General features: G+C 38.9%; 21 protein-coding genes and 1 pseudogene. 10 read left to right on the top strand and 12 right to left on the bottom strand.

What is annotated here, in order from left to right; all coding sequences use genetic code 11:
• The first annotated feature begins 89 nt into the window (after positions 1 to 89).
• Positions 90 to 479 carry a hypothetical protein gene (locus MSG66_RS11330; RefSeq protein WP_324654169.1) on the top strand — a complete coding sequence of 130 codons (390 nt, stop codon included), beginning with the start codon at positions 90 to 92 and terminating at the stop codon, positions 477 to 479.
• A gap of 39 nt (positions 480 to 518) precedes the next feature.
• Here the strand turns inward: MSG66_RS11330 and MSG66_RS11335 are convergent, their stop codons facing one another.
• The 6 genes from MSG66_RS11335 to MSG66_RS11360 all read right to left on the bottom strand — a co-directional run bounded on the left by MSG66_RS11335 (position 519) and on the right by MSG66_RS11360 (position 9,088).
• Positions 519 to 2,198, bottom strand: a complete 1,680-nt coding sequence (locus MSG66_RS11335) for a long-chain-fatty-acid--CoA ligase (protein ID WP_324654170.1) — start codon at positions 2,196 to 2,198, stop codon at positions 519 to 521.
• Between the two features lie 295 nt (positions 2,199 to 2,493).
• Positions 2,494 to 4,713, bottom strand: a complete 2,220-nt coding sequence (gene parC, locus MSG66_RS11340; RefSeq protein ID WP_324654171.1) for a DNA topoisomerase IV subunit A — start codon at positions 4,711 to 4,713, stop codon at positions 2,494 to 2,496.
• A gap of 152 nt (positions 4,714 to 4,865) precedes the next feature.
• Positions 4,866 to 6,185, bottom strand: a complete 1,320-nt coding sequence (locus tag MSG66_RS11345; protein WP_324654172.1) for an MFS transporter — start codon at positions 6,183 to 6,185, stop codon at positions 4,866 to 4,868.
• Positions 6,186 to 6,266: 81 nt separating this feature from the next.
• A complete protein-coding gene (locus MSG66_RS11350) occupies positions 6,267 to 6,911 on the bottom strand; it encodes a trimeric intracellular cation channel family protein (RefSeq protein WP_324654173.1) in 645 nt (214 codons plus the stop codon).
• 45 nt (positions 6,912 to 6,956) lie between these two features.
• The gene (locus MSG66_RS11355; protein ID WP_324654174.1) at positions 6,957 to 7,424 is read right to left on the bottom strand and encodes a YchJ family protein; all 468 of its coding nucleotides are present in this window, start codon (positions 7,422 to 7,424) and stop codon (positions 6,957 to 6,959) included.
• Between the two features lie 71 nt (positions 7,425 to 7,495).
• Complete coding sequence (locus MSG66_RS11360) at positions 7,496 to 9,088, bottom strand: TerC family protein (RefSeq protein ID WP_133975815.1); 1,593 nt, start codon at positions 9,086 to 9,088, stop codon at positions 7,496 to 7,498.
• Positions 9,089 to 9,414: 326 nt separating this feature from the next.
• Here MSG66_RS11360 and MSG66_RS11365 point away from each other — a divergent pair, with 326 nt between their 5' ends.
• The 5 genes from MSG66_RS11365 (at position 9,415) to MSG66_RS11385 (ending at position 14,196) form a co-directional block, all read left to right on the top strand.
• Positions 9,415 to 10,038, top strand: coding sequence for a TIGR00730 family Rossman fold protein (locus MSG66_RS11365; protein ID WP_042894269.1), 624 nt, complete (start codon positions 9,415 to 9,417; stop codon positions 10,036 to 10,038).
• 201 nt (positions 10,039 to 10,239) lie between these two features.
• Positions 10,240 to 11,631, top strand: a complete 1,392-nt coding sequence (gene mdtD, locus MSG66_RS11370) for a multidrug transporter subunit MdtD (protein ID WP_324654175.1) — start codon at positions 10,240 to 10,242, stop codon at positions 11,629 to 11,631.
• A 77-nt stretch (positions 11,632 to 11,708) separates the two neighbouring features.
• Positions 11,709 to 12,467, top strand: coding sequence for a GH25 family lysozyme (locus MSG66_RS11375; protein ID WP_133975819.1), 759 nt, complete (start codon positions 11,709 to 11,711; stop codon positions 12,465 to 12,467).
• A 1-nt stretch (position 12,468) separates the two neighbouring features.
• Entirely contained in the window at positions 12,469 to 13,524 is a 1,056-nt protein-coding gene (dinB, locus tag MSG66_RS11380; RefSeq protein ID WP_133975821.1) for a DNA polymerase IV, read from the top strand.
• Between the two features lie 318 nt (positions 13,525 to 13,842).
• Positions 13,843 to 14,196: a RidA family protein gene (locus MSG66_RS11385; protein WP_239975894.1), complete on the top strand. Its 354-nt coding sequence runs from the start codon at positions 13,843 to 13,845 to the stop codon at positions 14,194 to 14,196.
• A gap of 147 nt (positions 14,197 to 14,343) precedes the next feature.
• Here the strand turns inward: MSG66_RS11385 and MSG66_RS11390 are convergent, their stop codons facing one another.
• The 4 genes from MSG66_RS11390 to MSG66_RS11405 all read right to left on the bottom strand — a co-directional run bounded on the left by MSG66_RS11390 (position 14,344) and on the right by MSG66_RS11405 (position 19,561).
• Entirely contained in the window at positions 14,344 to 14,844 is a 501-nt protein-coding gene (locus tag MSG66_RS11390; protein WP_133975825.1) for a DUF2726 domain-containing protein, read from the bottom strand.
• A gap of 314 nt (positions 14,845 to 15,158) precedes the next feature.
• Positions 15,159 to 17,540 (bottom strand): YgiQ family radical SAM protein, encoded by a 2,382-nt coding sequence (locus MSG66_RS11395; protein WP_324654176.1) that lies wholly within the window; start codon positions 17,538 to 17,540, stop codon positions 15,159 to 15,161.
• 214 nt (positions 17,541 to 17,754) lie between these two features.
• A complete protein-coding gene (locus MSG66_RS11400) occupies positions 17,755 to 19,014 on the bottom strand; it encodes an esterase-like activity of phytase family protein (RefSeq protein ID WP_133975829.1) in 1,260 nt (419 codons plus the stop codon).
• Between the two features lie 142 nt (positions 19,015 to 19,156).
• A complete protein-coding gene (locus tag MSG66_RS11405) occupies positions 19,157 to 19,561 on the bottom strand; it encodes a helix-turn-helix domain-containing protein (RefSeq protein ID WP_324654177.1) in 405 nt (134 codons plus the stop codon).
• Positions 19,562 to 19,642: 81 nt separating this feature from the next.
• Here MSG66_RS11405 and MSG66_RS11410 point away from each other — a divergent pair, with 81 nt between their 5' ends.
• The 4 genes from MSG66_RS11410 to MSG66_RS11425 all read left to right on the top strand — a co-directional run bounded on the left by MSG66_RS11410 (position 19,643) and on the right by MSG66_RS11425 (position 21,847).
• Positions 19,643 to 20,128: a DUF2938 domain-containing protein gene (locus MSG66_RS11410; protein ID WP_324654178.1), complete on the top strand. Its 486-nt coding sequence runs from the start codon at positions 19,643 to 19,645 to the stop codon at positions 20,126 to 20,128.
• Positions 20,129 to 20,144: 16 nt separating this feature from the next.
• Positions 20,145 to 20,711, top strand: a complete 567-nt coding sequence (locus tag MSG66_RS11415; protein WP_324654179.1) for a flavodoxin family protein — start codon at positions 20,145 to 20,147, stop codon at positions 20,709 to 20,711.
• Between the two features lie 4 nt (positions 20,712 to 20,715).
• Positions 20,716 to 20,934, top strand: a complete 219-nt coding sequence (locus tag MSG66_RS11420; protein ID WP_202743724.1) for a DUF2798 domain-containing protein — start codon at positions 20,716 to 20,718, stop codon at positions 20,932 to 20,934.
• A gap of 304 nt (positions 20,935 to 21,238) precedes the next feature.
• A complete protein-coding gene (locus tag MSG66_RS11425; protein WP_324654180.1) occupies positions 21,239 to 21,847 on the top strand; it encodes a lytic transglycosylase domain-containing protein in 609 nt (202 codons plus the stop codon).
• Positions 21,848 to 21,901: 54 nt separating this feature from the next.
• On the opposite strand, the gene cysK is transcribed toward MSG66_RS11425, so the two are convergent.
• Together cysK and MSG66_RS11435 are read right to left on the bottom strand one after the other, a co-directional pair.
• A complete protein-coding gene (cysK, locus tag MSG66_RS11430) occupies positions 21,902 to 22,900 on the bottom strand; it encodes a cysteine synthase A (protein WP_324654181.1) in 999 nt (332 codons plus the stop codon).
• A gap of 288 nt (positions 22,901 to 23,188) precedes the next feature.
• Positions 23,189 to 23,699, bottom strand: a pseudogene (locus tag MSG66_RS11435) (GNAT family N-acetyltransferase); the annotation flags it as partial.

Consider the following 23,699-nt stretch of genomic DNA (forward strand, 5'->3'; position numbering starts at 1 on the left):
AAAATACTGTTGATCATGCTATCATAACATTGCGTTTTTACCTGAAATTTTATGCAATCACTTGTCAACACTGATGAATAGGGCCATGTATGCAACAACCTGATCAAAAAGAATTGTTTGAAGTCTTGGATAAGCAAAAACAGAATCAACTTCAGATAGATCGCATATTAAAGATCGTACTCCCTATTGTCGCTTTTTTATTGAGTGTGATTTGTGCAAATCTAAATTGGCAATCTACACTTGGCACCTTTGTTATCTTAACAATTACCTTTATTGCTGTTGGCATTAAACGATTTCCTTTGTGGCACTGGCTCATTGTGATTACGATATATTGCTTAGCAGATAATTATTTAAGTTATGGTCAGCTTGATTTAACTCACCTACGCCTGCAACTGGGCACAATGCTGGTTTTTGTGGGGATGGTCGGAATTGGACGCCCTTATATAGACCGCTGGTTTATAAAAAGTCATAAAATATAAAATAAAAAAGCGCCCTAAGGCGCTTTTTTTATTAATTGATTAGGCTGGTTTACGTAAGTCTTTACGTAAAATTTTGCCTACATTTGATTTTGGTAATTCATCCATAAACTCAACGTAACGAGGACGTTTATAGCCTGTCAAGTTCTCTTTAGCGAAGCTCAAAACTTCTTCAGTCGTTAAGCTTTGATCTTTTTTCACAATAAAGAGTTTTGGCACTTCACCTGATTTTTCATCTGGGACACCAATTGCTGCAACTTCCAATACTTTTGGATGTTTAGCAATAACTTCTTCGATTTCACTTGGGTAAACGTTAAAGCCAGAAACCAAAATCATATCTTTTTTACGATCTACAATTTTTGTATATCCACGGCTATCCATAACACCAATATCGCCCGTACGGAAGAAACCATCTGCTGTCATGACTTTAGCTGTCTCATCTGCACGGTTCCAGTAGCCTTTCATCACTTGAGGTCCACGAATCGAGATTTCGCCTTGCTCACCTAAAGCAACTTCTTTACCGTCATCATCTAAAATAGTTACTTCTGTTAAAGGTAACGGAATACCAATGGTGCCACTAAACTCAGTAGAAGCAGGTGGGTTGGCCGTTGCTACTGGTGAAGTTTCAGACAAACCATAGCCTTCAATAATGGTGGTGCCAGTAATTTTCTTCCAAGCTTCTGCTGTAGAAGGTAAAACTGCCATACCACCGCCCATCGCCATTTTTAACTTGCTATGGTCAAGTTGTCTGAACTCTTCATTATTTACCAATGCATTAAATAATGTATTTACAGCCGGGAAGAAAGATGGCTGATATTTACGTAACTCATTAATTACTGCTGGCAAATCACGAGGGTTCGGAATCAAGATATTTGCCTGACCTTTATACATACCGTACATCGCACAAACCATGAACGCAAAAATATGATAAAGCGGCAATGCACAAACAATACGATCGCCTTTAGCGCCATCGTTTGCTCCAAATTTACTTTGGAAAATACCATCACACTGAAGTAAGTTTGCTACAAGATTACGATGAGTAAGCTCTGCACCTTTTGAAACACCCGTTGTACCCCCAGTATATTGAAGTACAGCAGTATCACTTAAAGTTAAAGTCGGACGCTTATAATTGCTCGAATTTTCTTTATTTAATGCTGAATTAAATTTAACGTGGCCCGGAATATTCCAAGCTGGAATTTGCTTACGTACTTTACGTAATACAAAGTTCACCAAAGTACCTTTGAGTGTACCGAGCATATCTCCTACTGACGCAACTACAACATGCTTCACTGGCGTTTTACCTAAAATGCTTTGGTAAACACTGGCAAAGTTTTCGATAATCACGAGTACTTCCGCGCCTGAGTCATTTAACTGATGCTCAAGTTCACGCGCCGTATAAAGCGGATTGACGTTCACTAAAACCAAGCCCGCACGTAGAACTGCCAATGCCACCACAGGATACTGCAATACATTTGGCATCATTACTGCAACACGAGTGCCTTTTGCTAACCCCAAATTTTGCAAATAGGTCGCGAACTTACGGCTTGCAAGTTCTAACTCGTTAAATGACATCGCTTTATCCATGAAGATAAAGGCATCACGAGAACCAAATTTTTGGAAATTACTCTCAAAAATATCAACAAGTGAGGTATTTTCCGCAGGCAATGCTACTGTTTCTGGAATCCCTGTTTTTTGGTATTCTGCAAACCAAATTTTTTCCATAATGCCATTATCTCCGATTCGTAATCCTTAGTAATAACTGTTATTCAATGCCCCAGCTATTCTTTAGCTTCTTGGTGCCAGAACATATTTAAAACTTATTGGCACATTCATGACACTTTCGAACACGATTATGAGACAGAAATTTTGACAATTTCACCCTGTCAATTTTTGTATGGAGTACAAAATACGTACTCCAAATTGCTGCCCTTTTAATCATTATTCAATACCAACAAGTTCAGTTCATTGCTTGAACATGTTGCCATATATAGCGTATTTATGTTGCCCGACGCTAGCTTTATCTCTGAATCAACAGTTTATTTGCTTTTTGATATCCACGTGGTAAGAGCTGACCTTTTGATGCACGTTTACCCATGTATTTTTGTAGATCATCACCTTTTAATTTTAAATGTTGTTGACCTGCAACCACCTGAATTATTTCATCTAAGTTCAGGGTTGTCATGGATAAAATTTGCTCTTTCGCTTCAAGTTGTATCAACTTATTACCTTTACCCTTATTTAAGTTCGGCAGTTCTGCTAAATCAATAATTAACAGGCGTCCTGCTGAGCTGAGCACGGCTAAATGTGACATGTTTTGGGTAGGAATTAAGGGTAAAGCTTTTGATTTTTCAGGTACCGATAAAAAGTTTTTACCTGCTTTGGCATTGGTATCTAATTGTTTGGTTTGAGTTTTAAAACCATAACCTGATGAACTGGCCGCAATAAGTTCAGCTTCTTCATCTTCTAGATAAACCTGAATAAAAGACACACCACTTGCAGGTGCCAATTTTGAACTTAATGGCTCACCCAAGCCTCTTGCTGATGGCAAGCTACTTATTGGTAAAGCATAACTACGTCCAGTTTCATCAAGGAAATAAATCCGTTGGTTAGTCTTACCTACTGCATGACTTAAATATTGGTCACCAGCACGGTAGTTTAAGTTTTCTGCATCGACATCCGCCCCTTTCGCGGCACGAATCCAACCTGCTTCAGATAAAACGACTGTGACTGTTTCTGCCGGTACTAAGTCTTGTTCTTTAATCTGCACAGCTTCAGATCGCGCTACAATTGGAGAACGACGTTCATCACCAAACTTTTTAGCGTCTTCTTTTAATTCACCGATAATCAGGTTTTTTAAAGATTCAGGATTTTCCAATTGCTCACGAATAATCGCTGCTTTTGCTGCAAGTTCGTCCTGCTCTTGACGGATTTCCATCTCTTCAAGTTTTGCTAAATGACGTAACTTCAGTTCTAAAATTGCTTCTGCCTGCACTTCATCAATCTTGAAGTGCTCCATCAACACAGGTTTGGGCTGATCTTCTTCACGAATAATACGAATGACGGTATCTATATCAAGATAAGCAATTAAAAGGCCTTCCAAAATATGGAGGCGTTTTTCAATTCGATTTAAATGATACTCTAAACGGCGAGTCACCGTTTTTTTACGGATTTCAATCCATTCGAGCAAAATACGGCGAATTGATTTAACCTGAGGGCGACCATCTTCCCCAATCATGTTTAAATTAACACGATAGCTTGATTCTAAATCTGTGGTCGCAAATAAGTGACTCATCACCGCTTCAGCATCAATACGATTAGAACGAAGTACTATCACTAACCGTGTTGGGTTCTCATGATCTGACTCATCACGTATATCCACCACCAATGGTAGCTTCTTGGCCTGCATTTGATCGGCAATTTGAGTAATGACCTTAGAGCCGGATACTTGATAAGGCAATTCAGTAATTACGATTTCATTTTTTTCAACGGCATATACCGCTCGCATGCGGTAACTACCACGACCAGTAGTCTGAATCTTGAGTAACTCTTCAGGCGGAGTAATAATTTCAGCTTTTGTTGGCAAATCTGGCGCTGGAATATATTCGGCCAATTTTTCATCTGAAGTTTGTGGGTTACGAATTAAGGCAATTGTTCCCTTAATCACCTCACGTAAGTTATGCGGCGGAATATCGGTTGCCATCCCGACAGCAATACCTGTTGTGCCGTTGAGTAGAATATTAGGCACACGTGCTGGCAATGTAATAGGTTCTTTTAATGAACCATCAAAGTTATCTTGCCATTCACTTGTACCTTGGCCTAATTCACCAAGCAATAACTCACTATAAGCCGAAAGTTTGGCTTCGGTATAACGCATTGCAGCAAAGGATTTAGGGTCATCAGGTGAACCCCAGTTACCTTGTCCTTCAATTAAAGGATAACGATAACTAAACGGCTGAGCCATTAATACCATCGCTTCATAACATGCCGAGTCGCCATGAGGATGATATTTACCGAGTACATCACCTACTGTACGCGCTGATTTTTTTGGCTTACCACTATTTTTCAAGCCTAATTCGCTCATGGCAAAGACAATACGGCGCTGTACAGGCTTTAAACCATCACTGATATGCGGCAATGCACGGTCCATGATGACGTACATGGCATAATTCAGGTAAGCCTGTTCAGTAAATTCGGCTACAGAGCGGTTTTCTGTCGCTTGATGCGCAAGGCTGGTCATAGTCAGCTTATCTTCCAAATCAGTCGTTATTTTAAATGAGTCTTATGCTAAGTGGGCTATGTTACAGACACAAGAGGGAGTCTGTCACCTGAGCGTCAAATTATGTCTCATCTCTCTATATTTTTAGTTATTTGCTATAAAGTTAGGCAAAACTAGAGGCCTATCGACTCTAGTCTTTTCCCTTGAGTTTCTTCACCTAATATTAAAATTACAGCTGCGACCAAAAGTAAAACGACGGTAAACATCATAAAGACATGACTAAATCCATTCTTAGCCACCATCATATGTGTAACGACTATCGGTGCCAAAATCCCCCCTAAACGCCCCATTGCCGATGCCCAGCCCGAACCGAAAGCCCGAATATTGGCTGGATATTGTTCTGGCGTATAGGTATATAAAACTCCCCATGCCCCTAAATTAAAAAATGACATGAGGCAGCCCCAAAACATAATGCTGTTTACGCTGTCGGCCTGTCCAAAGAAATATGCAGACAATGCACAAAAACCAATAAAAGAAGCCAGTGTAATTTTTCTACCCAATCGTTCAACAAACCATGCCGCTGCCAAGTACCCCGGTAGCTGTGCCAAAATCATTAAAAGTACATATTCAAAAGATTTAACAATGTCATAGCCTTGTTTCACTAATAAACTTGGTAACCAAGTGAAAATGCCGTAGTAGGAATACACAATTCCAAACCAGATAAGCCACAGCATTAAACTACGACGAGCAAAAGGACCACTCCAAAGTTGTTTAAAAGAAACCTTTTGTTGTATGGCTACAGGCACAACTTCAATATGATGAATAATTTGAACACCTGCCTGAGCTTCTAATTTTTGAACTAAAGTATGTGCTTCTTCAATACGACCACGGTTAATCAGGTAAGGTATAGATTCAGGAAGTTTTTTCCAAATCACTAAAATATAAATCAATGGGAGGCCGCCCATCAGAAATGCAATATGCCAGCCAAATTTAGGAATAATAAAATAAGAAATTAATGCAGCAACTAACCAGCCTAAACCCCAAAAACTTTCAAGGAGCACAATAAAACGACCGCGTACATGTGAAGGTATATATTCACTAACCAGTGTTACCGCAACAGGTAACTGTCCGCCAAGTCCAACGCCAACAACAAAACGAAAAATTAATAACCACTTTAAATCTGGAGCAAAAGCACATAAAGCGGTAGCGATGCTATAAATTGCCATGGTAGAGGCAAATATTGTCTTTCGACCAAAACGGTCTGCTAAAGCGCCCGAGCAAACGGCTCCAATAGCCATTCCTACAAAGCCAATGCTCACAATCCAACCACTTTCAGCTGGAGTTAATGCCCAGTCCTTGACTAAAGTTGTCATGATAAAAGCAATGATCCCTGTGTCCATCGCATCAAACATCCAACCTAAACCCACTACCCATAAAAGCGTGTAGTGAAATTTGCCAATTGGAAGATTTTGTATACGTGAAACCAGATCCATAAGAAAACTCTACTGGAAAAAATAAGTGAGCAAGACAATATAGTTAATTGTTATAGCATGCTCACATAGCATTCTGCATAATTAATGTTCATCGGTTGAAGAAGCCGATTCTGCATCATCATCTTTATAAATAAACTTAGGCATTTCTAAGCCGAAATAGATCGCAAGCAAACGCAGGGTAAAACCGAAAATTAAGGTTGAAATAACAGTTAACTCTAAACTGAATCCTAAATCCTGACATATCCAGTAACAGATGACTGCCACAAAAGAAATACTCGCATAAAGTTCACGACGGAAAACGAACGGAACATCGTTACATAAAATGTCACGTAAAATACCGCCAGAAACTCCAGTTAACACCCCTGCGACTGCCGATACGACAAAACCATGTCCCATTTGTAAGGCAATCTGACAACCAATAATGGTAAATCCAATTAGGCCTAAGGCATCGAGTACCAAAAAGATGTTATGTAAATGACGCATCCATTTGGCAATAATGATTGTGACAAATGCAGCACAACAAGTCAGAACCAAATATTCAGGATGTTTTACCCAAGTTAAAGGATAGTGTCCGAGAAGTACATCACGTACAGAACCACCTCCTAAAGCAGTCACACAGGCAATCAGTACGACACCGAACCAGTCCATACTCCGTCGCCCCGCAGACAATGCCCCTGTCATGGCTTCGGCAGTAATCGCAATAATATAAATAACGGTGAGTAACATTGCCCTTTCCCTCAGGCCAAACGGTGGGCGTATTTTAAGGTAAAGTTATATGAATTGTGCACAGCATTGCTTAAATTTTTTTCCGGAGCCGCATATACAAGGTTGTTTCATCGTGACATGCATCTCTACAGTCGGATCAAGAAAAAACCATTGTTGTTGTTGATATACAAAATGTGAAATTTCATGGTGAACCTGAGCTTTTTGTCCATCATGATAATGTGCCTTGAATTCAACCTGTGCATGGGTTTTATCTAGCTTTTCTTTGGCGTTTACGACCTCTAAACCCAACCATTGATTTTGTTTACTCCAGTCTGCAATAGCCTCTTTATCAAGCGCAGGTTGCTGACCTAAAGCGGTCGTTTTAACAATATAATCAATTTGCTGTAATGCAAAAGCACTATAACGTGAACGCATAAGCTGCTCTGCTGTTAGGGCTTTTGCTATGCCTAAATGTAAAGGCTCACAACATTCTGCATAGCTGCCTTTTCTACATGGACAAGTATGTTGAGTCATTCTGTGTTTCTCAAATAAAAAATAGCTCAGAGTTGAGCTATTTTATGATGTTTCTAGACTTAAAATATCATTTAATCTTTTGATTCATCTTGTTCGGTAGAAACAATATGAACTTTCTCGATTTTATGGCCTTCCATTGTCACCACTTCAAAGCGATAACCATCGGCTTCAACAGTTTCACCATTTTCAGGCAAGCGACCTAAATGGAATAACAAATAACCCGACAAAGTTGAATACTGTTCACTTTCATCAACCAAATCACGGCCTAATAACAAAGATACATGGCGGATGTCGGTTGAACCTTCAAGTATTAATGAACCATCTTCCAAGCTCTCAGCAGCTGCATCTAGTTCATCTTCATCTGGGAATTCACCCGCAATTGCTTCTAAGATATCGATTGGCGTTGCAATACCTTCAATTGAACCGTATTCATTTAAAACGATTGCCATTTGTAAAGGCGCTTGACGTAATTGCTCCATCACCATAAGTACTTGAGCATTTTCATGCACAATAACGGGTTCACGTAAATGCTTTTGAAAATCGACCACACCTGTTTCAATAAAGCCATTTAGAACTTTATGAGTGAGTGCAATGCCCTCAATATTATCAAGTTCACCACGTGCAACAATCAAACGAGAGTGTGTCATTGACATTAAACGTTCTTTTAAAACTTCTGGCTCGTCGTCTAAATCAATCCATTCAAGTTCAGGTCGTGGAGTCATAACAGACTTCACAGGACGTTCTGATAAACTAAGAACACCTTGCACAAGCACACTGTGATAAGCGCCATTGTCTTCATCAAACACTTCATCTGCAAAAGCTTGTGTAGCTAATACATCTTCTTTATCAGAAGATTGTGTATCTGAGCTAGAACCACTGCTTTTACTTCCTAGCATACGTAAAACCGCAGAGGCAGTGCGATAACGCAAGTCTGTGGTTGTCACCAGCTTTTCCTGATTGCGGCGCATGCTCTGATTGATTATTTCTACCAAAATCGAGAAACCAATTGCAGCATATAAGTAGCCCTTCGGAATATGGAAACCAAAACCTTCCACGACCAAAGAGAAACCAATCATCATTAAAAAGCCAAGGCAGAGAATAACCACGGTTGGATGCTTATTGACAAAGTCCATAAGTGGTCTTGATGCCCACAACATGATTCCGACAGCAACAATCATTGCCAGCATCATGACACTCTTGTCTTTGACCATCCCCACTGCGGTAATCACACTGTCTAATGAAAACACAGCATCAAGCACGACAATCTGGACAATGACCATCCAAAATGCTGCATGCACTGGATTGTCTTCTTTTTGCAGTTGTTTGCCTTCCATGCGCTCATGTAATTCCATGGTGCCTTTAAAGAGCAAGAACACACCACCGAACAACAAGATCAAATCACGACCAGAAAATGGATGATCAAAAATATGGAAGAGTGGTTGGGTAAGTGTCACAACCCAAGCAATAGCGGCTAAAAGTACTAAACGCATTCCCAAAGCGAGTACCAAACCAATTACTCGCGCTTTAGCTCGCTGTTCTGGCGGCAACTTTTCGGCCAAAATAGCAATGAAAACGAGGTTATCGATGCCCAATACAATTTCAAGAACGATTAAGGTAGCTAAACCCACCCAAGCAGAGGGATCAGACATCCATTCAAAGATCATCGATCCTGCTCCTGTGCTGACTGGATTTTATCTTTATTTGGCAACACAGCAGGCATACCCATACAAAGGAGGGAAAATGTTTTTTTAGGACAAAAAATTAAAACGGAGCGACTACAACCACTACCCATATTTGTTCATATGTTGTTAAACGAATTTTTAGTATAGGCAAGATTTAATAGAAATTCATCATTTTTATTTGTTCATGACAGGCATTCACCAAACCCATACAAAACATGAATCTTTCTTATAAATCTGCTTATAAAGTTGTCATATCTTTGGCTTAGTGTAGACAAGAAATATGAACGTGATAAGGTGAAAATAAAGCAATGAATAGCGTATTAACAATGTCAGTAAATGATTCACCAATAACAGCTGTAAAAACAAAACAACCTCTTATTGCATTATATTGTGGTTCACGTGCAGGAAATAATCCAATCTACCGAGAAAAAGCAATTGAACTTGCTCATGGAATTGCGGATCAAGGTTTTGGTTTAGTCTACGGCGGTGCAAGCATTGGCTTAATGGGACAAGTAGCCGACAGCGTACTCGAAAATGGCGGTGAAGCTGTGGGAGTGATTCCTGACTTTATGCTTAACTATGAAGAAGCACACTCAAGATTAACCGAATTACATGTGGTAGAAACCATGCACGAACGCAAAGCCATGATGGCCGAGCGAGCAAGTGCATTTATTGCATTACCTGGCGGTTTGGGTACATTCGAAGAAATATTGGAAATAGCCACTTGGGGTCAACTCAACCAACACCAAAAACCCATGATTTTATATAACGTCAATGGCTTTTATAATGCATTAATTGCTCAGTTAGATCATGCCGTTCAAGAGGGCTTTCTCCCGCTTCAACACCGCGCTAAATTGATTATCTGCGAAGACGTTGATCAAATTTATAACGTGATTAAAAACTTAAAAATGCCAAAAAGATTTGTTGTCTAGTTTCCCCCTCCTCTCCTTTAAAAAAGCGGTTCTGCCGCTTTTTTTGTTTAACTATTTTCACCGCCATCTTCAGAAGAATTTAGCTTGGTAACTTTGATAAATAAAAGAACTTAGATTTAGTAAAGAGGTATTCAACATTGACTTACTTTTTTTACTTTCAATTTGTTTTACACTAGACCAAAACGTTAACTTTCAAATGTTATGAATGCCACGCCGACTCACCAAGCCTTGCAACCTGAATACCGCCTACTCGTTCTTTTGGTTTCCATTGGCTTTTTTATGCAGGCTTTGGATACAACAATTGTAAATACCGCTATTCCTGCAATGGCTCATCATCTAAATGAAGATCCTTTACGCATGCACAGTGTAGTGGTGGCCTATGTCTTATCAGTAGCTGCCTGCATTCCTTTAAGTGGCTGGTTAGCAGACCGCTTTGGTGTTAGAAATATTTTCTTATCGGCAATTGTTATTTTTACTCTGGCTTCTTTAGGATGTGGTCTTTCTCAAAGTCTCAATGAGCTGTTATTTTTCCGGGTCATCCAAGGTGTGGGTGGAGCATTATTACTCCCTGTTGGTCGACTATCACTTCTAAAAATCATTCCTCGAACTCAGTTCTTAGCTGCAATGAGCTTAATGAGTCTTGCAGGTTTACTCGGACCTTTGGCTGGTCCAACTTTAGGCGGCTGGTTAGTTGAAGTTGCAACTTGGCACTGGATTTTTCTCATTAATATTCCTATGGGTATCTTAGGCATATTAATGACATTAAAAGTCATGCCAAATGTGAAAGAGCCTATGGTCAAAACATTTGATTTGGTCGGTTTCATATTGTTAGTTGTAGCAATGATTGGATGGTCTTTGGGCATAGAACATCTTGCTTCACCAGAATATTCAAAATGGTTCAGCATCTCTCTATTAATCGTTGGAATAATCGCAACACTTTGGTATGCCTATCACTCTCATACACATCAAAACGCATTATTCCGCAGTCGGCTCTTTAGAAACAAAATTTATGCGATTGGTATTTTAGGTAATTTCTTTGCCCGCTTTGGTGGTAATGCCTTACCTTTTGTTTTACCACTCATGCTACAGGTCGCTTTTGGTTTTGAACCCTTTATTGCGGGTTTAATGATGATTCCTCTGGTCTTGGGTTCATTATTTTCAAAGCCAATTGTCAGACCTATTATTCAGAAAATTGGCTATCGACGTTTTTTACTCATCAATACAACGCTGGTCGGGCTATGTATTGCCTCTTTTGCCATCATGACAGTCGACACCCCAACTTGGTTTAGAGCCTTACACTTTTTCTTATTTGGCACATTAAATTCATTACAATTTGTTGGAATGAATACTTTGACCTTAAAAGATTTGCCTCAACAAGATGCGAGTAGCGGTAATAGTTTTTTATCGATGATCATGATGCTATCAATGAGTATTGGCGTGGCGCTAGCAGGTACGCTCATTAATGTATTTACCAGTTATTATGGTGCCGCTCACGTGACAACAGCATTTCATCTCACTTTAATTTGCCTCGGTTGCATCAATGTAATTGCTGCACTTATCTTCTGGCAAATTCCAAAAAATACTCCTGTATAAGCCGTTGCATTTTTAGCGTGGTTTCTCTCTCTTGAATCACGCTATGATATCGGCTTCACATCTTTAATGAGTTTTGCATGACCAAACTGGCTAAAACCTTTTTCACAGCACAGCACAATACCTTAATCGGAATTGGCTTGGCATGTGTTATGGGAGTATTGGCTTATTTTGGTCTGTTCTATCAGCAAAAAGCGGTTGCACAAGATTATCCAGTTCAAGGATTCGATGTTTCTCACCATCAAGGTAATATTGACTGGAAAAAAATATCACCCGAAAAATTCCAATTCGTTTATTTAAAATCGACTGAAGGCGGTGATTACAAAGATTCAAAATTTCAAGAAAACTGGCTCAAAGCGCGTGAACATGGCTTTCATGTAGGGGCTTATCACTTTTACCGCCTCTGTCGTGATGGTAAAACGCAAGCAGATAACTTTATTGCGACAGTGCCTAAAAAATCAGATGCGCTTCCACCAGTTATTGATCTGGAATACGACAGTAACTGTATTAATTCATACACCAAAGAACAATTAATTAAAGAAATTGGCATCATGCATGACCGCTTAAAACAGCATTATGGCAAACAGCCCATCTTTTATATTTCTAAGACTTTTTATCACATTGTGTTAATGGGTAATTTCCCAAATACACCCCTTTGGGTAAGAGATTACGAGGGAAAACCTGAACTTAAAGACAAAAGAAAGTGGCTCTTTTGGCAGCATAGTAATCAAGGTAAAATTGAAGGGGTGATAAAGCCTGTAGACTTAAATGTCTATGAGGGTTCAGTCAAAGAATGGCACCAATTTTTACAGCAGCAAGGCATCGTGAAAGCACAATAATATGCGCAAAATCATTCATATCGATATGGATGCTTTTTATGCATCAGTCGAGTTACGGGAACACCCTGAATTAAGGCATTTGCCCGTTGTCATTTCATCTCATCATCCGCGAGCTGTAATTGCTGCTGCATCTTATCCTGCCCGCGAATTTGGTTTACGTTCAGCCATGTCGATGAGTCAGGCAAGAAAACTATGCCCTCAAGTCGTTATTATTGAGCCAAATTTTGAAAAATATCGTACAGTTTCAGCTCAAATTCATTCTATCTTTCAGCAATATACACTTCTTATCGAACCATTATCTTTAGATGAAGCCTATTTAGATGTCACTGAAAACTTAAAACAAATTGCAAGTGCAACCGAAGTCGCCATGCATATTCGGGAAGATATTTTTCGGTTAACGGGGCTTACTGCGTCGGCAGGTGTGGCCCCTAATAAATTTTTGGCAAAAATTGCTTCGGACTGGAACAAACCGAATGGTTTATGTGTAATAAAACCCTCACAGGTCGCCAATTTCATTCAGGACCTTCCACTTAAAAAAATTCCTGGAGTCGGCAAAGTCACTCAGGAAAAATTACAACAGCTTCAATTACATACGCTGGGTGACTTACAGAAAATTGAAGAATCTATTCTAGTTCACCATTTCGGTAAATATGGTCAACAGCTCTACCTCTATGCACAAGGAATTGACCATCGACCTGTTCAAGCTGAAAGAGCACGCCAACAAATTTCGAAAGAGACAACTTTCGATAGTGATTTTACTTTGGTTCAATGTCAGCCCTATTGGCAGGGATTAGCAGAAAAAGTCTGGCAAAGCCTCGAGAAAAAACAGCTCAAGGCGCGTGGTGTGAATATCAAGCTTAAACTCAAAAATTTTCAAACATTACAACATAGTAAAAGCTTTAAAAGACCTATTCAGTCGTTGCAAGACTTAATCCAAGTTTTATTTTTATTATTAAATGAAATGCAGATTCCTGAACATTTTCAGTTTCGCTTAATTGGTATAGGAGTTTATCAATTACAAACACAAGCAGATGACTTTCAACTTAACCTTTGGTGATTGGCTAATTTTCACTCAACAAGAGTGGATTTTGAACAAAAACTATTCCCTTTTGTTCCAAGTTTAGAGTAACCTAATCAGCGCATATTCATTACCCATGTATTTGCAACATGCCAAAAGCAACCTTTACTTTCGGCATATCGTCCTGTGATTGGCGTGACGACCAAATCCGAATATTACAGGGCCCTTCCGATACATGGCTTAGCATATTCTCTTCATCACAATAATCTACTGAAATTCTTTTCTACTTGCTTGCACCCGCATAGCAACACTTCATAAAATCAAAACTATTAAATAAAGCCACTCTAGAGCATTTTTATGACGGTAAAGCGTTTACACGTTACTTCACGCTACTGCGAAGTTGCAATTTCAGGTAATTTGGTACACTTAGCTGGACAACTCGCAGATGATACAAGCGTAGATGTTACAGGACAAACTCAACAAACTTTAGATAATATTGACCGTCTATTGGCAGAGGCTGGAACCGATAAGACCCATATTCTTTCTGTCATGATTTTTCTAAAAGATATCGAAAAAGACTATGCAGCAATGAATGCCGTTTGGGATGCATGGATTAGCGAAGGACATCCACCAGCACGGACGTGTGTAGAGTCCAAACTTTATGCACCGGATGTACTTGTAGAAATGACAGTGGTGGCTGTACTTCCATAATTTTTATAAATATAAATCGACGTTAAATTGAGCAATATCTCTAGTTATATTGCTCAATTTTTTAGTTTTTTTAAAATTTTTAATGTCCGCGTGTTATTGAGATCTGCTTTAATGAGTTCTCCTAACAATTGTTATAGTCTCTAATTTTTAAGACTTCACAAAAACATTTGACATTCGTTCTAGCTGAGGCGTTGCATGTAAAGTTGCCATCTCTGCTTCTGGAGTCAATAAATCTCTTCTCAGATCATCATAATCAGGCACCTCACTGTAATGCAGCACGCGATAACCAGCCAATTGTAATAGACGACGTTCATATTGTTGATGTGCTCGGCGCAAACCACTTTCTCCAAGAACAACAACTACAACAACCTGATAATTTTGATCAAGTACAACAAAATCAGCCGCCATATTTTGATATTTTCGACGCGTGTGCGCATATTTTGTGGTTAATAGCGCATCAAAGGATACATGTGCCAGCACGGTAAATTTAGGCAAAACTGTTTGTAGTCTGTTTAATGTCATTTGCTCATGACTGGTTAATACTGCACGGCGCTTCAAGGCACTATCATGTTGATGCCTTCGCGAAAGACTTTTCACTGCCATCACAACAGCTAAAAATAATAATAAAATCGTAATTAGATAATACATGGGCCTAATCCTTTAAGTTTTTTATAATGATTTTGCTAGATCACACTTTGTTTTAATTGATAACGACACAGCCGTTTTTTAAAAGCTTCACTTAGTAATTTCACTTGTAGTTATCAAGCTTGGCTTAAATTTAGCCACCCTCACATTATTTATAATCATAGAGTCAACAACAATCAAGTGCAGCTCGTCAGATTTGTGGAAATTATCATTTTTCGTTACTCTTTTTGTACTTTAAAACCTCAAAAATCTCACTATACGATTTAAATATATACTCTGAAAACAAAACAGGCTCTGTTTAAGAGCCTGTTTTATCATTAACTGCGTGCTTTAGTTCTTGGTTTACTTTTCCCACCAAACGGTCTTTTCTCACCTGTTTCACGAGGAGGCAAACCTGTATGCTGGGTTAGAACCTGTCCTTTTTGTGGCCGTTTTTGCCCTGCTGCCGAGTGAGATTGCCCCTGACCACGTTTTGCTGAATCTCCCGCTACAGACGAGTTCTTCTTACGCGCAGACTTATATTCACCTTCGGCAGTCCCTTGTGGTTGATAAGTCGGAATCAAATGCTGTTTTGAATTACCAATCAAATCTACACGGCCCATTTCTTTTAAGGCTTCACGAAGTAATGGCCAGTTGTTTGGATCATGATAGCGTAAGAATGCTTTGTGCAAACGACGACGCTTCTCACCTTTTACAATATCAACCTTTTCAGTATAGCGAGCTACTTTAGCAAGTGGGTTTTTACCCGAATAGTACATGGTCGTTGCGGTTGCCATCGGTGATGGATAGAACGTCTGTACCTGATCGGCACGGAAACCATTCTTCTTAAGCCAGATTGCAAGATGCATCATGTCATAGTCTGAAGTGCCTGGATGTGCGGCAATAAAGTAAGGAATTAAGTATTGCTCTTTTCCTGCTTCTTTACTAAAGCGATCAAACATTTGCTTGAAGCGATCATATGTTCCAATACCTGGCTTCATCATCTTAGACAACGGGCCATTTTCGGTATGCTCTGGTGCAATTTTTAAATAACCACCAACATGATGTTGTACCAGTTCTTTCACATATTCAGGGTTCAATACCGCAAGGTCATAACGCAAACCTGAACCAATCAAAATCTTCTTCACACCTTTAATTGCACGAGCTTTACGATAAAGCTGTACTAAAGGCGCATGATCGGTATGCAAGTTTTGACAAACGCCCGGATATACACACGAAGGTTTACGACAGTTTTTCTCAATTTCAGGGTCTTTACAGTGCAAACGATACATGTTTGCTGTTGGACCACCCAAGTCTGAAATAATGCCTGTAAAGTTTGGTGCTGTGTCACGGATTTTCTCAATTTCACGTAAAATCGAGTCTTCCGAACGGTTTTGAATGATTCGGCCTTCATGTTCAGTAATCGAACAGAAAGTACAGCCCCCAAAACAGCCACGCATAATATTGACCGAGAATTTGATCATATCAAACGCAGGGAAACGTGCATTGCCATATGTCGGGTGAGGTAAACGTGCATAAGGTAAATCAAATACATAGTCCATTTCCTCAGTGGTTAGAGGAATTGGAGGTGGATTAATCCATACATCACGCTCACCATGGCGTTGAACCAATGCACGAGCATTACCCGGATTGGTTTCAAGATGCAAAATACGGTTTGCATGTGCATAAAGCACGTGATCATTTGACACTTCTTCAAAAGAAGGTAAACGAATGACCGCCAACTCGCGTGGAGGCAATTTATGTTTAATAGCTTTTGACGGTGCTGGCTTTAATTGAACGATTTGAGTATCGTCGTCTAGTTTGTCGCCTTCACGAATAATCGGATTTGCAACAAACTCTTTTTGGAAGTCTTGATATTGAGCTAAAGAGTTGCCTTTTTCTTTTTCAACCTCACAGCCATCAATATCTTCTGTCATAACATAAGGGTTAATAATTGGATCAACACGTCCAATCGTATCTACATCATTACTTGCAACTTCAACAAACTTTGCTTTTGATGCTTTGTTATGTTTATTAATAATAAAAGCTGTACCACGAACATCAGTAATTTCGTGGATTTTTTCACCTTTAGCCAAACGGTGCATAACATCAATAATGGCACGCTCACCATTACCATACATAAGCAAATCGGCTTTAGAATCCATCAAAATTGAACGACGAACTTTATCCGACCAATAATCGTAGTGCGCAATACGGCGTAAACTGCCTTCAATCCCACCTAATAACACAGGTACATCTGGGAATGCTTCACGACAACGTTGGCAATATACCGTTGCCGCACGGTCAGGGCGTTTGTTCGGCTCATTATTAGGAGAATAAGCATCATCCGAACGGATTTTACGATCTGCCGTATAGCGGTTGATCATCGAATCCATATTACCTGCTGTCACACCCCAAGCAATGGTTGGCTTACCTAAAACTCGGAAGCTTTCAGCATTGGTCCAATCTGGCTGTGCAATAATTCCGACACGGAAACCTTGAGCTTCAAGAACACGGCCAATAACGCCTGACACAAACGAAGGATGGTCAATATAAGCATCGCCACATACTAAAATAAAGTCACATGCATCCCAGCCGAGTTGGTCCATTTCTTCTCGTGACATCGGCAAAAATGGTGCTGGTTCAAAACACGAGGCCCAATATTTGTCGTAATCAAACAGCGCTTTTGGCGCAGTTTGCATAGTATAAGCGGTAGACATGGCTTGCGAATCTCGGCTAGCAAATGGAGGAGAGGCATCTAAAGATGAAAGCCGATCATTTTAACATGAATTTCATTCATTTTCCCTGTTTATAAAACATGCGAAAACAACCATATAGAAATTAATTTGATTAAATTTTATTCAATATTTTATTCTTATAATAAATGCGGCGGAATAAAATCCACCGCAGTTTTAACCCATTTATTTATATAACTTAGAATAAAGCTTTTGGTAAGCGGATTTGAATAATTTCGTTATCGTCGGCCAGCTTAGCATTACGCCCAGTAGATCCAGGAAAGTTATTATCATTTAGAACCGTCAGCGTTGTACCATTTTCAATAATGACATCTTCAATGGTTTCAAATGGGAAGGCGAAAACTTGTTGTGTGCCAATATCCCCTGCTCTTGCTGTGCCATAAAGTAAATTTGGATTGGCAATTTTAATTAAATCAACTAAATCTTCACGACTGACGGGTTGACCTGTCTCATTCAGTTTAATACGGATTAATTTTTTATATCCGCCTAAATTATTCTGAGTTGCATCACGCTCAATAATGATGCCTTCATTATTATTAAAGAGTTGGAAGTCACCAATATTGGTTGCCTTACTGTCCAATTGGAACCAATAATATTTTCCGGTATAAGCTTTTTTCTTCACATCAAATTGAGAAATCAGCAATTGTCGTTCCGTTTCTTGAATTGATTTAAGCGGTTTCTCTACAAGAGGATAGAGATACTGGCCATCTGGAGAAATTGCCATGCCTTCAAAACCGCCACTTTGCTGAACTAAAGGTTCTACAAAATTAATTTGCGCTTTATTAAACTGATTTTGAGGAGAGCGAAGTTCTTGATCCGGATTTAATGGATTTGGCAGAGCAATCGGAGCATCTAGCAACACACCATCTGCTGAAAAATGAAGTAAATAAGGGCCAAACTCATCCCCAATCCAATAAGTTCCATCATTAGTACGTTGCATTGACTCTGGGTCAAAATCAGCGCCCGTTAATAAACGCTCAGCTGTATGACCATTAACAATATTAAATGGAATTAACTTGTTTGGATCACGCAGTTGGATAAAGCTTTGCACAGTCACTTGACCCGTGCCTTTAGCTTTAGTTTTGAAATCAGGCTTTAATTTATAGATACGAAGTAAAAAGTCTGATGAATTATCTTGAGTCCCAAACCCGTTATCGGCCATTGCCATATAACTGCCATCTTCATTTTTTAATGCCGCAGAAAAACCCTGCACAGGTTGGCCTTTAAATGGAGGATAAATTCCATTTGCACCTTTCACATATGCTCCAGAATCTGGTCCAACAGCATAGGTTTCTACAGGTAACTTGGCAAAAGAAATTAAGGTCGGTTCGGTAACGTTTTCAATGGGTGAGGTTTGTTCTTGATCGTTATCATCGTTACATGCCGTCAATCCTAAACTGGCACAGCATAATAATGCGACTAAAGTTTTTTTGCTCATGGTTTTATACAGTCGGTAAAAAATTAAGCAAATTTAATCAAGCTTACATGAAGTTTTGGTTTCAAAAAGATGAAACCTTTATGGCGAAAATATGACAAGCCTAGCTGTTCAATACAAAATTAAACTTCTTATTAAAAACTAGTTAAAGTTTGGTTGGCGGATATTCTCCAGCAATTGCTGCTTTCAAAAAGTTCTGAAAAGTAGGACATTCCATATGATTTTCAGCAGGACACACAGCAGCATGTTGTAATCCCTGACTAATAAAATGTAATCGCTTTGCCATTTGCTCTAATTGTTCAGCTTTATCTTTTAATTTTTGCCGATCAAGATCTGGTTTACCATCTTGTCCAAACATTGTGGCGATTTCATTTAAGGAAAAACCCGCAGCACGACCTAAAGAAATTAATGCAAGTTGATCAATCACTTGTTTACCATATTGTCGACGCAAACCTTGCCGCCCTATCGACTTAATTAATCCCTTCTCTTCATAAAAACGTAGCGTTGCAGTTGTAACTTTTGCCTTCTTAGCAACTTCACCAATATCCATAATACCCTCTTGACTTCAAGTTGACTTGAACTTGCACAATAAATTTATCACGTTTTATACGTATAAAAGCAAGGTGCAAAAATGAATACTCTTACTTTACTTTTTCAAACTTTATGCCTTGGTATTGGCGCAACAATAGTTATGGATATCTGGCTGTTAATACTAAAGATATTTAAGGTTCCCACCTTAAACTTTGCCTTTCTCGGACGCTGGGTTGGTTGGATATTTCAAGGAAAACTAGTCCATCAATCTATTGCCCAAAGCCCTCAAATTAAGGGGGAATATTTATTAGGCTGGATTACTCACTATAGTATCGGGCTGATCTTTGCATTCAGCTTTCTTTTCATTGTAGGCTCCGATTGGCTCATTCACCCTCAGTTTTACTCAGCGCTACTATTTGGTGTAGTCACAGTTCTCATTCCCTTTTTTATTATGCAACCTGCGATGGGTAGTGGTTTTGCCTCTTCAAAAACCCCTCATCCATTTTTGAATTGTCTAAAAAGTTTAATGAATCACAGCATTTTTGGCTGTGGTTTATATCTCACTGCAAAAATCTTTCAATTTTAAGATAAAGGAAAATCTCATGAAAACCGTTGCTATTATTTACCATAGCCGCCAAGGTCATACACAATTTATTGCCCAGCAGATTCAAACTGGTGTATTAAGCCAAAAAAATATTAAAGTGGATCTATTGAGTGCTGAACATCTCATTGAAAACCCTGAAACACTTATCCAATATGATGGCTTAATTTGGGGATCTCCTACTTACTTAGGCGGAGTGTCCTCAAAACTAAAACAACTCATGGATGCAACAGGTCCATTGTGGAAAAAACAGAGCTTTAAAGGAAAACTAGCTGCTGGGTTTACCGTCTCCTCTCTCCCCGCAGGCGATAAGCAATCGACCTTAATTTCACTTTTTACCTTTTGTATGCAACACGGCATGTTATGGGTCGGTAATCCAATTCTGCCCGAGCAACATCAAGGTGTACCTTATGCTCAAGCAGCTAACCGACTCGGTTCATGGTCAGGCTTAATGGCTCAGGCTGAACATTCAAGTAATGCCGATGGATTTGATGAAGGTGACATCAAAACTGCTCGATTATTTGGAAGTAATTTTGCAATGACCTTGAATGCCTATCTGGGAGTTTAAAACTATGACAGCACAAAGGTTTTTATTTCCGCTCATTTTATCTGCAATGATATCATTTATAATTTCAGGAATTACGACTTTCAAAGCACTAGGTCTAGTTCAAAATTTCTTTTCATTATGGATATGTGCCTGGTGTATTGTGTGGATATTTGCTTTCCCAAGCGTATTAATTTGTGCCCCCTTAGCCCAAAAATTGGTGAATCTTGTTCTTCCCAAAAACTAAAGAATTTATAAAATATATGTAGGCTAAAACGTACATAATTTGTGGTCATTAGCGAATATACGACTTTAAAGTTTTCTCATAACATATGAATCATAGAGAGACAGGAAGTCTCATTAAAGAAGAATAAGAACGCAGGAAGTGGTAGTTGACAGGAGTTAGCTATATAAGCTGAATACGAAGGAGCCTCGACAGGAAGTCGGGGCTTTTTCATTTTGCTCACTATACAAAATTCTTACTGTCCAATTGGGCTTAGCAACAGAAATGATATTGATCCATGAGTGACTGCTGACTACCATCATCTCATTTGAAACTTGATTATTGGTTTTATATTTTGTTTACCTCATCTTTAGCTCACAACTGTTATAAGCCAACACAACTACGTTTTTTAAGCCTTAAATTTTTTGTAATTGCTTTAACCGCAATCATGACAGGATGTACAAGTTTAGGCCCTAATAGTGGTTCATTTTCATGGCGTTCAAATAAACTCTCGTCTGGTTTACAAAAAGCTTATTCTGTTCCACAAAGCACAGCTAATCGTTTATCTCCAATTATTATTCAAAGTGCTGATCAGTATAATGTGCCGCCTCTTTTACTTGCCGCGGTCATAAGACAAGAATCGAGTTATAATACTAATGCTCTATCACCTACGGGTGCAGTAGGTTTAACTCAAATTATTCCCAGCTATTGGCAACAAACTTGTGCTGGTAATTTGTATGATGAATCTACAAATATTCAATGTGGTGCATATATTTTAAATCATTATTATCAGACAGCTGATAGTTGGTTTAAGGCTACGGCTTATTATAATGTGGGACCTACGGGATATGAGAGAAGTTTCTGGACACGTCACAAAGCTAAGAAATATGCTCGGTCTGTAAAACGTCATCAAAAAGCTTTAAAAAGCGCTCTATAAATAAGGTCAAATAAAAAAGCCCATCTGTTAATGGGCTTTTTTATAGAAGTAATTTTATTCTTCAAATAAACCTTCAAATAGAACAGAAGATAAATAACGTTCTCCACTGTCTGGAAGAATAACAACAATAGTTTTTCCAGCATTTCCAGAACGTTCTGCAATTTTTACAGCAGCTGCCAGTGCAGCTCCACTTGAAATACCCACTAAAATGCCTTCTTGAGTTGCACAATTTCTGGCCCATTGAATTGCTTCTTCACTAGTTATGGGTAAGACTTCATCAACAAGATCTAAATCAAGATTTTTTGGAATAAAGTTCGCACCAATTCCCTGAATTTTATGCGGTGCAGGTGTAATATTCTCACCATTTCTGGTTTGAGTAATAATTGGTGACTCGGCAGGTTCCACTGCTACAGAGTACAAAGGTTTATTTTGGACTTGTTCGAAATAACGAGAAATACCTGTAATCGTACCGCCAGTCCCTACACCAGCAACCAAAATATCAACTTGCCCACCTGTTGCTTGCCAAATTTCAGGACCAGTTGTATCTACATGAATTTGTGGATTTGCTGGATTTTCAAATTGTTGAGGTAAGAAATAAAGATCTGGTTGTTCTGTCGCTAATTTCACAGCTTCATCAACTGCCCCTTTCATCCCTTTCGCCGGTTCAGTTAAAACCAAATTGGCACCGAGCGCTTTTAATACTTTTCTACGCTCAAGACTCATACTTGCTGGCATAGTTAAAGTAATTGGGTAGCCTTTGGCTGCTGCAACAAAAGCCAGTGCAATTCCTGTATTACCACTGGTTGGTTCAACAATATGCATGCCTTCTTTTAACACGCCACGCTTTTCTGCATCTGTAATAAGTGCCGCTCCAATACGACATTTCACAGAAAATGCAGGATTACGGCTTTCTACTTTTGCTAATACGGTTGCATCAGTTTGAATGAGGCGATTAATACGTACTAATGGTGTATTTCCAATCGCTTCTGCATTATTAGAATATACTGCGATCCCTAAATTATTGGGTGTTGGGAATTGCTGGTCGGTAGACATGTTATATCCTTATTAGATTTGGAATGATTCTGAATCATTATATGCTTCTATAATAAACAGGAAAGTAGAAAAGCCAAGTAATGCCTAACTTCTCAAATTAACAGCTTGTCTTGTCAAAAATTTATTTTAAAAAAATCAAATTATTAGATTAGATGAATTTATTTACCTATCTAGCTACTACATTAGAAATAATAGGAACTCTGGCTAATATTTCACCTTATTAAGACTAGGCGAATCTTCTGATCAGACATGAAACCTAGTGTTTTTCAAGATATTATGTAATTAAAACTACCAAAGTTCACCTTCTCTCCAATCGGCACAAATAGTATTCTCTTCTGAATGTTGTGATAGTCTCTCTTTCAGATTAGCACTCAACGGAAATAGCATGATTTGATTGTCATCTGTTAGATAAGTAGAAGCACCTTGTTTGATCTATAAATTCCCCCGCCACGGAATCCAATCTAATTTTTTTATAGAATGCCCCATCTTCGGGTTGTAATGCCGCGAGTTCATAATCTAAGTAGTTAAAATATCGGTTAAATATCTTAATAATTGTGAGGCAAGCCCTTTACCCCGCATATGGTAACCAGTAGTCACATACTCTACATAAGCAGTTTTTACAATGAAGTTGCCATTTATAGTGAAAACTCTATCTGTCCATAAAGCATGTGACACAATATTATCATCTAATATGCCTACAATATGAACAGCAGTTTGCATGAAGGTATATTGACTCCAAGGATCTTCATCAAAAGCTGTAAAACATAGCTCAGCAATCTGTTGTCGCTGTTGAGTATTA

It is taken from the genome of Acinetobacter sp. IK31, assembly GCF_035615195.1.
Taxonomy (GTDB): Bacteria; Pseudomonadota; Gammaproteobacteria; order Pseudomonadales; family Moraxellaceae; genus Acinetobacter; species Acinetobacter calcoaceticus_C.